The 12,385-nt window shown below is 68.3% G+C and carries 10 protein-coding genes; 6 read left to right on the top strand and 4 right to left on the bottom strand.

What is annotated here, in order from left to right:
• Positions 1–30: 30 nt before the first annotated feature.
• Both ASE02_RS14310 and ASE02_RS14305 read right to left on the bottom strand, forming a co-directional pair.
• Entirely contained in the window at positions 31–2,301 is a 2,271-nt protein-coding gene (locus ASE02_RS14310; protein ID WP_056735215.1) for a TonB-dependent receptor, read from the bottom strand.
• 58 nt (positions 2,302–2,359) lie between these two features.
• Positions 2,360–3,916, bottom strand: coding sequence for a carboxylesterase/lipase family protein (locus tag ASE02_RS14305; RefSeq protein ID WP_082602089.1), 1,557 nt, complete (start codon positions 3,914–3,916; stop codon positions 2,360–2,362).
• Between the two features lie 367 nt (positions 3,917–4,283).
• On the opposite strand from ASE02_RS14305, the gene ASE02_RS14300 reads away from it, so the two are divergent.
• The 4 genes from ASE02_RS14300 to ASE02_RS14285 all read left to right on the top strand — a co-directional run bounded on the left by ASE02_RS14300 (position 4,284) and on the right by ASE02_RS14285 (position 10,139).
• The gene (locus ASE02_RS14300; protein WP_056735213.1) at positions 4,284–6,302 is read left to right on the top strand and encodes an Ig-like domain-containing protein; all 2,019 of its coding nucleotides are present in this window, start codon (positions 4,284–4,286) and stop codon (positions 6,300–6,302) included.
• 92 nt (positions 6,303–6,394) lie between these two features.
• Positions 6,395–7,075, top strand: coding sequence for a MarC family protein (locus ASE02_RS14295; RefSeq protein WP_056735212.1), 681 nt, complete (start codon positions 6,395–6,397; stop codon positions 7,073–7,075).
• 63 nt (positions 7,076–7,138) lie between these two features.
• Entirely contained in the window at positions 7,139–8,461 is a 1,323-nt protein-coding gene (purB, locus tag ASE02_RS14290; RefSeq protein ID WP_056735211.1) for an adenylosuccinate lyase, read from the top strand.
• A gap of 97 nt (positions 8,462–8,558) precedes the next feature.
• Positions 8,559–10,139 carry an ATP-binding protein gene (locus tag ASE02_RS14285; RefSeq protein ID WP_235536702.1) on the top strand — a complete coding sequence of 527 codons (1,581 nt, stop codon included), beginning with the start codon at positions 8,559–8,561 and terminating at the stop codon, positions 10,137–10,139.
• Positions 10,140–10,209: 70 nt separating this feature from the next.
• On the opposite strand, the gene ASE02_RS14280 is transcribed toward ASE02_RS14285, so the two are convergent.
• Both ASE02_RS14280 and ASE02_RS14275 read right to left on the bottom strand, forming a co-directional pair.
• Complete coding sequence (locus tag ASE02_RS14280) at positions 10,210–10,545, bottom strand: hypothetical protein (protein WP_156406068.1); 336 nt, start codon at positions 10,543–10,545, stop codon at positions 10,210–10,212.
• 23 nt (positions 10,546–10,568) lie between these two features.
• The gene (locus ASE02_RS14275; RefSeq protein ID WP_156406067.1) at positions 10,569–10,853 is read right to left on the bottom strand and encodes a hypothetical protein; all 285 of its coding nucleotides are present in this window, start codon (positions 10,851–10,853) and stop codon (positions 10,569–10,571) included.
• 237 nt (positions 10,854–11,090) lie between these two features.
• Between ASE02_RS14275 and ASE02_RS14270 the strand changes: the two genes are divergently transcribed.
• Positions 11,091–11,336: a hypothetical protein gene (locus ASE02_RS14270; protein ID WP_156406066.1), complete on the top strand. Its 246-nt coding sequence runs from the start codon at positions 11,091–11,093 to the stop codon at positions 11,334–11,336.
• Positions 11,337–11,497: 161 nt separating this feature from the next.
• A complete protein-coding gene (locus tag ASE02_RS14265) occupies positions 11,498–12,205 on the top strand; it encodes a PEPxxWA-CTERM sorting domain-containing protein (protein WP_082602087.1) in 708 nt (235 codons plus the stop codon).
• Positions 12,206–12,385: the final 180 nt, after the last annotated feature.

Raw genomic sequence — 12,385 nt, 5'->3', positions numbered from 1 at the left:
AGATCGGCACGATGCGCCGCGCCCGCACGATCAGTATCGGACGTCCAGGGACACCCCGACCGTGCGGAAGGCCTCGTTGCTGATGAAGCGGTTGAAGCCGCCGGGATCGGCGACCGAGTGCACCGGCGAGACGAACAGCGTGTCCAGCAGGTTGCGTCCATAGACGCCCACCCGCCAGCGGCCGTCCTCGTCGCCGATCCCCGCCGACATGCCCAGCAGCCCATAGTCAGGCGTCTTGGTCGTCGGATCACCGGCGCGATTGAAGACCGCGCCGCGCCAGCCCCAGTTGGCGTTCAGGTCGAACTCGAGCCCGTTGCCGACCGGGCGCGAATAGTTCGCCCCGATCGAATAGGTCCACTTGGGGGAATTGGGTAGGCGTCGCCCGGCCATGTTGGCGACCTGGGCGCCGGTTCGCGGATCGACGTAGCAGCCGACCCCGACCTGCGCGGAGATCGGCTCGCCCGGATAGCAGGTGGAGGTGAAGTCCCGATAGGTCGCCTCGCTGAAGGCGCCGTTCGCCGACACCGTCAGGTTCGAGGTGACCTTGCCGGTCAGCTCGACCTCCACCCCCCGGCTCCGCAGCTCCCCAGCGTTGGCCAGGATCAGCGTCGGGAAGGTCAGGGTGGTGTCGTAGGTCTGGGCCTGGAAGTCCTTGTAGGTCGACCAGTAGAGCGCGGTGTTCAGGATCACCCGCCGGTCCAGCAGGCTCGACTTCAGCCCCAGCTCATAGCTCTCCGAAGTCTCCGGTTTCAGCGACCGGGCCTGCCCCTGGATCACATTGACCGAGGGTCCCTTGTAGCCCGTCGCGTAGCTCGCATAGGCCATCACGTCGGGCGCGAAATCGTATTGGAAACCGACGCGGCCGGAGATGTTGTCGTGCTCGACCTTGCCGGTCGCCGGCACGGTGATGTTGAGCGGTATGATCCCCGGGATCGGCGTGATGTCCACATTCGCCGAGATCTGGTCGTGGGTGTAGCGCAGGCCGCCGATCAGCCGCAGGTCGTCGGTCAGGCGATAGGTGCCCTGTCCGAACAGGGCCGTGCTGCGGGTGCGGACCTTGTAATGGTTCGTGCCGCCGCCGGTCAGCGACACCCGCACGGGCTGGAAGAAGTAGCCGATGGCGGTCTCATCGGCCCGCACGTCGACGTCGTAATAGTAGGCGCCGGCCACGTACTCCAATCGCTCACCGGCCGGCGAGGTCAGCCGGAACTCCTGGGTGAACTGCTCATCCCAGTTGGACGTCAGGAAGTAGTCCATGATGTTGACCGGCGCGGCGTCGACGTCGCCCCGTTGCTGGAGCCGCATCCGGCGATAGGCGGTGACCGAGGTCAGGCTGTAGTCGCCGAGCTTGTAGGTCGCCTTGCCCGACAGCCCGCTCACCCTGGTCAGGGCGTAATAGGGGTCGTTCTGGTAGCTCACCAGCCGGTCTGGGGCCGGCGTGGGAAGCCCCGTGAAGGCCGCGGCGAACAGCGGGTTGAAGCCCAGGCTCTGCACCAGGACCGGATCGCGGGAGAACAATCGTTGCTGCTGGGCGGCGACCTGGAACGAGAAGCGGTCGTTCGGCTCCCAGAGCAGCTTGGCGTAGACGCCGCGCCCGTTCCGATCACCCGCGCGCCAGTCGTTCAGCAGGTTCGGAATGGCGCCGTCTTGCTTCTGGTAGAAGGCCGAGATCCGGGCGGCCAGGGTTTCGGTCAACGGCAGATTGACCGCCGCCTGGGTCACCACCTCTTCGCGGCTGCCATAGGCCAGGTGGGCGTTGGCGCCGAACTGGCCCAGCTTCGGGCTCACGGTCGTAATGGCGACCACGCCGGCGGAGGAGTTCTTGCCAAACAGCGTGCCCTGGGGCCCGCGCAGGACCTCGATGCGCTCGATATCGCCAAACCCCGCCACGCCGGGGTCGCGCGGCATGCCGATGACCACGTCGTCCACGACCATGCCGACCGTCTGCTCGGTGCCGTAGTTATAGGCCTGCGTCCCGACCCCGCGGATCTGGAACCCGCCGGCGTTGGCCGCCGGCTCGCTGGAGAAGGTCACGCCCGGCGCCAGATACTGGACGTCGGCCAGCGCGGTGTAATTGGACCTGCGAAGCTCCTCGCCGGAGACCGCGGTCACCGCCAAGGGCACGTCCTGCAACCGCGCCTCGCGGCGGGTCGCGGTCACCACCACCTCGCTGATCTGCAGACTTTCGTCGGTGGGGGTCGCCGCCGCGGCGGCCAGGGGAAGGCTCGTCAGGGCGCTCGACGCCAGGGCGAGGATCATCAAGGCGCGACGCTGCGCGCCGCTCCCGCATGGGAAGGTCATGATGGTGGCTCCAGGTATTTTAGGTGACCCGGCGGCGTGGCGCCCCCGGGAAGGGGCTTTAGCGCCCCAGTTCGGAGGTCGGTGTCGCGGGGTAGGACGCCGCGAGGGCGTCCAGGGGCGCGGCGTTGGGAGTCGCCATCGCCCTTGGCCCCGCATTGGTGAAGTCGATCAGTTGATCGCCGTCGCCGTATCGCGGCCACCTGGGTCGGCCGGGCCCATTCGGGTCTCCGGTCTTGGCGAAGGAAACCCAGTAGGCGCTGATGGTTTTCGCCAGCGCCGCGTCACGCTCGTCGGTCGGCCAGGGCGACGCGGCCAGGGTCTGGAAGACATATTGCCGGTCCGCGCCGTGGACCGCCCCGCTCATCCCGGCCGGCGCCTTCGCCGACACCACCGAGAAGCGATAGAGGTAGGTCGGCGCCCCCCGCCCAGCATGAGCCTTGGCCAGGGTCCTGGCCGGTTCGGCGAAAACCAGGTCCGTGGCGATGTGCTCGGCGTATGCGGCGGGCGAGCCGTAACCGGCGATCGCGGCGGCCTTGCGCGCCTCCGGGACCCCGATCAGCTTCTCCAGCAGGAGCCCGGCGCTGGCCGCCGGAAGCTCCAGGTCGTTCGAGCCGATGATCATTGGGATCGGCGCGACGGCGCCCTCGGCGAAGGCGGCGACCGGACCTTGCCTCGCGACCTTGCCGTCGAGGATCGGGGCCTCGCCGGCGAAGAGGTTGAGATCGCCGGCCACCAGGATATCGGCGGCTGGAACCGCCCGCAGTTGCGCGGCGCTGACGGCTTTCAGGCCGCGCCGCGCGGCGAAGGCCTCGCCGCTGGCCTCGGCGGTTTTGAGGCTCTGGCCCTGCTCTCGCCCAAGGCCCGAGGCGATGATCGCCTTGTGGAACAGCCCCCGTGCCGCCTCCATGGCCATCAACCGATTGACCGACATGCCGCCCGCCGATTCCCCGAACAGGGTCACGTTGCGCGGGTCGCCTCCGAACTGAGCGATGTTACGCTGGACCCAGGTCAGCGCCGCGGCCTGGTCGAGCAGGCCGTAATTGGCCAGCGGCCCCTCAGGGGTCTCGGCGGTCAGGGCCGGATGAGCAAAGAAGCCGAAGCGTCCCAAGCGGTAGTTCAGGGTGACCACCACCACGCCCTGCCGGGCCAGCTGTGTCCCGTCATAGAGCGCCGCGCCGCTCGAGCCGTTGACGAACCCGCCGCCGTGAATCCAGACCATTACCGGCAATCTACGGCCCGCCGCGCCGGCCGGGGCGAAGACGTTGAGGGTCAGGCAGTCCTCGCTCGCCAGGCCAGGTCCCACCCCGTTGTCTGGAACGATCTTCTGCATGCAGATCGGGCCGGGGGTCGCCGCCTCGCGCACACCGGTCCACGCCTTCGGCGGCTGCGGCGCCCGCCAGCGCAGCGCGCCGACCGGGGGCTGGGCGTAGGGCACGCCCTTGAAGCTCCAGACCTCTTTCGCCAGACGCCCCCTGAGCGTCCCGCCATCCACTTTCGTCAGGCCCTCATCCAGGCCTCTGCTCGTCGCCGCCTCGCACGCGATGGGAACCGCGGCGAGCGCCAAGAGGAGCGCACCGCCAGCCAACCCATGTCGCATGTCAGCAAACCGTCTCATGGTCGCCTCCCGCCCTATGTGTCGGATCGATGCCCCGATCCATTATCGGCAATATACGATACATATTGTGCCGTATGTCAAGCACATCGAGGACACGGCGTGACCACGCGAGACGAGGCGTCCGCCTGGACGCCAGGGCGCCTGCGGGGATAGAGGCGGCTAGAACAAATAGAGCGCCAATGAAATCAGAGAAGAGCCCATACCAAGCCAAGTCCGCGTGCGGTAAGTAGGCCGTCCAGCCGGGGGATCTCCGGAGCGCGGCTGAACTGATCCAGCGTCACGGGAAATTTATGGCCGAACGGACGGTTTAGTAACCAAAATAGCTTTGCTTCTTAAAACACCCATCGATGGTCAGTGAGAACTCAGTATGACTAACGTTGTCTCGGTCAATTCAAACACCACCGACGGCTATTACAATGCCGGCGACACGGTGACACTGACCGTCGAGTTCAGCACGGCCGTGGATGTAGACACCACGGGTGGCACGCCGACACTGATCCTGAACAGCGGCGGCGCCGGCGCCTTCGTCGGCGGCGGCGGCAGCTCGACCCTGATCTTCTCCTACACAGTGGCGCCTGGCCAGACGAGCGCCGACCTCGATTACGGTTCGACGTCGGCCCTGATGCTGAACGCCGGCGCGATCACCCAGAGCGGCACCGCGATCGACGCCGTCCTCACCCTGCCGTCGCCGGGCACGGCGGGCTCTCTGGGGGCCAACGCGGACATCGTGATCCTCACCAGTTCACCCACGAACACCGTCGCCTCGGCGGCCTTTTCAGCAGACACCGGGACCTCCGGCTCCGACTTCGTCACGAAGACAGCGGCGCAGACCATCAGCGGCGTCCTGGCAAACAATCTCGCGGCCATCGAAACGGTGGAGGTCTCGACCGATAATGGCGCGACCTGGAGTGCGGCCTCGGCCACGGTGGGCGCTAGCTCCTGGTCCTTGGCCGGGGTGACCCTCTCCCAATCCAGCACGTTGAAAGTGCGGGTCGTCGATCTGGCGGGCAATCAAGGCGCGACCTACGCCCAGGCCTACGTCCTCGACACGGTCGCGCCGACCGGGGTCAGCAGCGCCAGCCTGTCCGCCGACACCGGCGCCTCCTCTAGCGACTTCATCACGAAGACCGCGACGCAGACCATCAGCGGCGCCCTGGCGAGCAATCTCGCGGCCGGCGACACGGTGCTCGTCTCGACCGACAATGGCGCGACCTGGATTACGGCCTCCGCCACGGTGGGCTCCAGCGCCTGGTCCTTAGCCGGGGTGACCCTCTCCCAATCCGACACGCTGAAAGTGCGGGTCGTCGACCTGGCGGGCAATGCCGGTGCGACCTACGCCCAGGCCTACGTCCTCGACACGACACCCCCCCTCGCGCCTTCCCCGCCGGACCTGGACGCGGCGTCAGATACAGGGGCGTCCAACACCGACAATCTCACCAGCGACGCGACGCCCACCTTCAGCGGCGGCGGCCAGGCGAACGCGGCCGTTGTGCTGTACGACACCGACGGGATCACCGTGCTGGGGACCGGGACCGCCGACGGGTCAGGGGCCTGGTCGATCACCTCAAGTGTCTTGGCGAGCGGCCCACACACCGTTTCGGTCAAGGCGGTGGATCTGGCAGGGAACGCCTCCGCAGCCAGCGCCGACCTGGCGATCTCCATACAGGCCGCCCCGCCGCCGCCGCCGCCATCAGTGGACACCTACGTCACGACGAACGGCTCGGTGGCCGTAGGCGACGCCACCGACAACCGCATCTACTGGGGCGGCGTCGGCGCAGACACGATCTCGGGCGGGGGTGGCGACGACAACGTGAATGGCGGGCCGAACAATGACCTCCTGCAGGGCAATACCGGCGCCGACACCATCTCGGCCGGCCCGGGCGCGGACGTGGCGCGCGGCGGCCAGGGGAATGATTTCATCAACGGCAACCAGGGGAACGACCTGCTTTTCGGCGACCTTGGCGATGACAGCGTCGCCGGCGGCCAGGGCGACGATTTCCTCCAGGGCAATCAGGGCGACGATGTGCTCTTGGGCGACCTCGGCGACGACGTCCTTTTGGGCGGCCGAGACAATGACATCCTCCGGGGTGGCGACGGCGCCGACCGTCTTTCCGGCGACCTGGGCGACGACACCCTCACCGGAGGCGCCGGCGCGGACATCTTCAGCTTCATCGGTGGGGCCGGCCGGGATGTCATCACCGATTTCAGCCACGCAGAGGCCGATCGCATCCTGCTGTCGACAACCCAGGCGGCGGATTTCCAGGGCCTGTCCGGCAAGATGGTCATGGTCGGAGCGGACACCGTTATCACTCTGGGCGGCCAGACGATCGTGCTCGCCGGGATATCAATGAGCAGCCTCACCGCCGGCGACTTCCTGTTCTCCTAGCGGGCCGACGGAGCGTTCACGCGAAGATCGAGCTGGCCCAGCGGCCAAGCCCCCTAGCTCCGACTCCGCCCCTTCGCTTAGGTTGAGCCCCTATGGATCTCAGCCCCCTGCCCCTCACCACCGTCGTCGGCGCCTTTCTCCTGGCGTTTCCGGCCCTGTTCTCGATCGTCAATCCGGTCGGGGCGGCGATCACCTTCCATCAGGTCACCGAGGGGCGCAGCGACCGCCACGAGCTGGCCTGGCGCATCGCCCTCAACGCTCTGCTGATCCTGCTGGGGTCGCTGCTGCTGGGCGGCTACATCCTGAACTTCTTCGGGGTCAGCCTGGGCGCCCTGCGGGTGGCCGGCGGGCTGGTGGTGGCGATCCGCGCCTGGCAGCTCCTGATGCAGCCCGAGGCCCAGGAGAACCGCAAGGCCAACGCCGCGGCCTCGGCCGAGACGGTGCAGGAGGACGTCGCCTTCTTCCCGCTGACCATGCCCTTCACCACCGGCCCCGGCGCGATCTCGGTGGCCATCGCGCTCGCCTCCCAGCGCCCGGCCGACGGCCACGGCGCCCTGTCGTTCTTCGTGGGCGTCAGCATCGCCGCGATCCTGGTGGCCCTGCTGGTCGGGGTCTCCTATCGCTGGTCGAGCAAGGTCCTGGCCCTGCTCGGCGCGTCCGGCGCGCGGGTGATGTCGCGGCTGGTGGCCTTCCTGCTGCTCTGCGTGGGGGTGCAGATCATCTCCAGCGGGCTGGAAAGCCTGGTCACCTCCTACCTGAAAGCGGCCGGCTGACGCCCCCGAACATTGCGATTGACGGCCTACGGGGCTAAGCAGCGCGCCGAAGGAGCCCTCGCCATGATCCCCCGTTACGCCCGCCCCGAAGCTTCCCAGATCTGGGATCCCCAGACCCGCTTCAAGATCATGTTCGAGATCGAGGCTCACGCCGCCGACAAGATGGCGCAGCTGGGCGTGATCCCGAAAGAGGCCGCCGAAACCATCTGGGCCAAGGGCCGCGACGCGGTGTTCGACGTCGAGCGCATCGACGCCATCGAGCGCGAAGTGAAGCACGACGTCATCGCCTTCCTGACCCACGTCACCGAGATCGTCGGCCCCGAGGCGCGCTTCCTGCACCAGGGCATGACCTCCTCGGACGTCAACGACACCGCGCTGGCCGTCCAGCTCTGCCGCGCCACCGACCTCCTGATGGAAGACGTCGACATGGTGCTGGCCGCGCTGAAGAAGCGCGCCTTCGAGCACAAACTGACCCCGACCGTCGGCCGCAGCCACGGCATCCACGCCGAGCCCACCACCTTCGGCCTCAAGCTCGCCGGCCACTACGCCGAGTTCGTGCGCGCCAAGGAACGCCTGGCGATGGCCAAGTTCGAGATCGCCACCTGCGCGATCTCCGGCGCGGTCGGCACCTTCGCCAACGTCGCCCCCGAGGTCGAAGCCTACGTCGCCGAGAAGATGGGCCTGGCGGTCGAGCCGGTCTCCACCCAGGTCATTCCGCGCGACCGCCACGCCGCTTATTTCGCGGCGCTGGGCGTCGTCGCCTCCTCGATCGAGCGCCTGGCCACCGAGATCCGCCACCTGCAACGCACCGAGGTCCTGGAGGTCGAGGAGTTCTTCGACGTCGGCCAGAAGGGCTCGTCGGCCATGCCGCACAAGCGCAACCCGATCCTGACCGAGAACCTGACGGGCCTGGCCCGCCTGATCCGCTCGGCCGTGGTCCCGGCCATGGAGAACGTCACCCTCTGGCACGAGCGCGACATCAGCCACTCGAGCGTTGAGCGCGGCATCGCCCCGGACACCACCATCCACCTCGACTTCGCCCTGCGCCGCCTGGCCGGGGTGGTCGACCGCCTGCTGGTCTATCCGGAAAACATGCTGAAGAACCTCGACCGCCTCGGCGGCCTGGTCCACTCCCAGCGCGTGCTGCTGGCCCTGACCCAGGCCGGCGTCGCCCGCGAGGTCGCCTATTCGGCGGTCCAGCGCAACGCCATGCGCGTCTGGCGCGGCGAAGGGACCTTCATGGAGTTCCTGGTCGCCGACCCGGACGTCACCCTCAGCCAGGCCGAGCTCTCCGAGCTCTTCGACCTCGGCTACCACTTCAAGGCCGTCGACACCGTCTTCGCCCGCGTCTTCGGACAAGAGGCGATGGCCAAGGCCGCCGAGTAGCTCCACCCCATCTAAAGCTCGCCAATCGGCGTGCGTTAACTCCATGATACCGGTGCGGGCGCAGGCTCGCGCCGGTCAGTTGGAGTCACCGCCGCCTATGAGTTCCGCCCCCAGCAACGATATGCTCCAGGCGGACAGGATCGCGGCGGGTCCAGACCTCGCCAGCTTCTTCTCCGTCTCCCTCGACCTGCTCTGCATCCGCGACCGCGAGTTCCGCTTCGTCCGCGTCAACCAGGCCTGGGAGGCGACCCTCGGCTACCGGGTCGAGGAGCTGGAGGGCCAGAAGATGGCCGCCTTCATCCACCCCGACGACATGCCCGCCAGCCTTGGCCACATGCAGCGGCTCGAGATCGAGGACGAGGTGGTCGGCTTCATCAACCGCTACCGCCATCGCGACGGCACCTATCGCCGCCTGGAGTGGCGCGCGCGCCGCGGCGGCGACCACGTCTACGGCGTCGCCCGCGACGTCACCGAGCGGCTGGAGCTGGAAGCCCAGATGGCCGCCGCCCGCGAGGAGGCCGAGGCCGCCAACCGCGCCAAGAGCGACTTCCTGGCCAATATGAGCCACGAGATCCGCACCCCCCTCAACGGCGTCATCGGCGTCGCCGCCGCCCTGGCCCAGACCGACCTGACGCCCGCGCAGCGCGACATGCTGGACCTGATCGCCAACTCCGGCGCCACGCTCGAGCGCCTGGTCTCCGACATCCTCGACTTCTCCAAGATCGAGGCCGGCCGCCTGGAGATCGAGACCCGCCCCTTCGACCTGCGCGCCGAGTTCGACGGCCTGCTGGAGATGTTCCGCCTGCGCGCCGCCGACAAGGGCTTGGCCTTCCCCGCCACCTTCGGCGAGAGCGCCCGCGGCGAATTCCTCGGCGACAGCGTGCGGCTGAAACAGGTGCTCGGCAACCTGCTCTCCAACGCCGTGAAATTCACCCACCAGGGCCAGGTCGCCGTCGTCATCGACCTCCAGGAGCAGCACGCGAACCAGCCCGCCCGCCTGGTGCTGGAGGTCGCCGACACCGGCGTCGGCTTCGAGCCTGAGTTCGCCGCCAACCTGTTCCAGCGTTTCCGCCAGGCCGACAGCTCGATCACCCGCCGGTTCGGCGGCGCTGGCCTTGGCCTCTCCATCACCCGCGCCCTGGTCGAGATCCTCGGCGGCGAGATCACCGCCGCCTCGCGGCCCGGCGCCGGGAGCCTGTTCCGCGTCGAGCTGCCCCTGCCCCGCGCCCGCCCGCTCGCCGACTACGACCTGGCCCAGGCCAGCGCCGCGCCCCGCCGCCCCGCCGCGCCGCGCACCGAACACCTCGCCGCCCTGCGCATCCTGCTGGCCGAGGACCACCCGATCAACCAGCGCGTGGTCGAGCTGATCCTCGCCCCGTTCGGCGTCGAGCTGACCATCGTCGAGGACGGCCGCCAGGCGCTGGCCGCCCACGCCGCCGACCGCTTCGACCTAATCCTCATGGACATGCAGATGCCGGTGATGGACGGCCTGGCCGCCACCCGCGCCATCCGCGCGCGTGAGGCGCCCGGCGGCGTCCGCACCCCCGTGGTGATGCTCAGCGCCAACGCCATGACCCAGCACCGCGACGAAGCCGCCGCCGCCGGCGCCGACCTCCACCTGGCCAAGCCCGTCACCGCCGCCAGCCTAATCGAAGCCCTCGGCCTCGCCCTGGCCTAGCGGCGAAGCCCCCGCCACCCCCACCACCCCAGATCCTCCCCCAGCGGGGGAGCATCTGAACGCCCAGCCCTCACAACGGCTGCGCCTCATCCTCCCCGAACTTCTGGATGAACACATTGACCTGCGGGCGCCCGCCCTCGCCGTCCTCCGCGACCTTGTCGCCATAGCGCTTGGGCGCCAGCCGCAAGGCCTGCCAGCGGGCCGCATCGATCTTCACCCGCGCGGCGAAGGCGGTCTCGGGCGTCGCCGCCTCGGCGATCTCCCACACATGGTCGAACCGCCGGCGCGCCTGCACCGTGCGCGCCCAGAAATAGGCCTGCGCGAACTCCGGGATCTTCCTCACCCAGCCATAGACCGTGTCCTCGACCGGCATCCCCGGTAGGTCGCAGGCCTGCCGAAGGCTCATCCCCGAGGCCAGCCGCTCGCAGATCAGCCCCGCCACATGTCGGCAAAAGGCCGGCCGCCCCCGCCCGTAGGGATTGCGCGCCGCCTCGGCCCGCGCCTGCGCCAGCCGCGCCCCCAGGCCACAACCGCCGCCCGGCTGGGCATGTCGTCGTCGGCGCAGATCTGCATCAGGCTTTCGCCCGCCGCCACCCGCGCGCAGATCACCGAGCCCAGCCCCTCGGAAAACCGCCGCCAGGCCCGCGGCCCGCCCTCGCTCGACACCGCCCCGTCGTCCAAGCCGGCCCGCGCCGGCAAGTTCCCATCGCTCATCGCCACCATCCCAGCGCCCGGACGCGCGAACGCGCGCCTCGCCCCAAGGACGAAGCGGCCCGCCGCGCATCGATTTCCAGAAAATCCCGACTGCTCGCAGGATCACCCGCCGCCGGCCCTCAGGCCGGACGCAGCCTCGTCACATCCCACAAACCTGCCCGAATATCCGCGATCGTCAAGAACAAATAACGAACATTACTCTTGACCCCGGCCGCCAATCAGCCGCCTGCCATGGGCATGGCCAAAGAAACCGTCCACATCATCCAGGCTTACAAGCAGGGCCGAGGCAAGAGCCTCAAGGCCGAGCAGCAGGTCGGCTGCGCCAATCCCGAAGAGGCACGCCGCAAGGCCGAACGCCTGGCCCCCCACCGCGCCGCCGTCGTCGCCTTCACCGTCACCGCCGACACCGAGATGGGCGACTATGACGAGAACCCGACCATCCTGTTCCGCTCAGGGCCGCTGCCGCATCCGTTCGCGGAATAGAGCTTCACGCGCTGCGCGGGTGAAGAAGCTCAGATTCTGTCCGACGTCTGGTTGCGCGAATCAAAACCAATTACTCGCTGAGCGAGAATCTTGGTTAATCAATTGTAAAATCGGCTCCCCCGCAGGTTGAGCGGTATTGTGGCTTGAATTTGGCACGGGTAATGCAGTTGACCGAACGACGGCCTTCGAGCGGCCCGATTTTGAAACACTCACGGTCAGCCCCTGATGGCCGCCAACGGGAGATGCAAATGAATAAGCTTATTAGCGCTGCCTGTGCCACTGCGGCGCTGTTCTTGTCCGCTTCGGCGGCGAATGCCGCCACGGTCTATCAAACGACCTTCCAGGGGGCGACCTTCACCGTCACCCAGAACAGCAACACCAACGTCACCTTCGATATCGCGGGCGCCAACGCGCTCACCGGTGACTGGGCCGGCGCGCAGTTCCTCGGCGCCTTCTCGTTCAAGGGCCTCGGCGCCAGCAACCTGACCGCCACCCAGATTGGCGGCGGCGGCGCCAGCGTCAACGCAGTCGCCGGCGGCCTCAACGCCAGCGGATGCAACGGCGCCGGTTCGGGCTTCGTCTGCTTCGACTACGCGCCGAACGTCGCCGCGAACACCAGCCACCTGACCTTCGACCTCACGGCGAACAGCGGCGCCTTCAACTTCGCGTCGACGGGCCCGCACCTGAAGATCCTGTGGACCAACAGCGGAACCTTGGACAACAAGATCGGCGATCTGTTCTCGCAAGACATTCCGTTCTCGCCGGGCGGCGCCGTGCCGGAACCGGCGACCTGGGCGATGATGATCGTCGGCTTCGGCCTCGCCGGCTCCGCCGTGCGTCGCCGCCGCCACGTCCTCGCCCACGCCTAACCGCGCGAGCCACGGCCGCAAGACAATTGAAGCCGCGCGATCCGTCGCGCGGCTTCTTTGTGTCCGCCCTCCGGCGAAGCCTGGGGCAAAGCCCACCACGCCAGATGCTCCCCCGCTGGGCTACGGGATGCACGGAAGTGATTCCCCTTGCTGAGCTGAGCTGATTCAACGGTCCGATCT

This window comes from Phenylobacterium sp. Root700, assembly GCF_001429025.1.
In the GTDB taxonomy this organism is placed as follows: domain Bacteria; phylum Pseudomonadota; class Alphaproteobacteria; order Caulobacterales; family Caulobacteraceae; genus Phenylobacterium.
Note: the sequence above shows the minus strand (reverse complement) of the source record. Positions and strands in the feature narration are given on the sequence as shown.